Here is a 357-nt window from a genome sequence, read left to right on the forward strand (position 1 = left end):
CGACTGGCGGCAGATGTACGAGACCAACGTCATCGGCACGCTCAACCTCACCCAGGCCCTGCTGCCCAAGCTGGAGGCGAGCGGCGACGGCACCGTGGTCGTCGTCTCCTCCACCGCGGGCCACGGCACCTACGAGGGCGGCGCCGGCTATGTCGCCGCCAAGCACGGCGCCCACGTCCTCGCCGAGACACTCCGCCTGGAGATCGTCGGCCGCCCGGTGCGGGTCATCGAGGTCGCGCCCGGACTGGTCAAGACCGAGGAGTTCGCGCTGACCCGGTTCGGCGGCGACAGCGAGCGCGCGGAGAAGGTGTACCAGGGCGTGCCGGACCCGCTGACCGCCGACGACGTCGCCGACAC

At 72.0% G+C, this 357-nt stretch carries 1 protein-coding gene; it reads left to right on the top strand.

All coding sequences use genetic code 11. From position 1 onward, the window contains the following. Positions 1-357, top strand: a 357-nt coding sequence (locus tag CCN42_RS40745; protein ID WP_245877712.1) for an SDR family NAD(P)-dependent oxidoreductase, incomplete at both ends; no start/stop codon positions are given.

Origin of the sequence: Streptomyces glaucescens (genome assembly GCF_002154375.1) — a bacterium.
GTDB classification, from domain to species: Bacteria; Actinomycetota; Actinomycetes; order Streptomycetales; family Streptomycetaceae; genus Streptomyces; species Streptomyces glaucescens.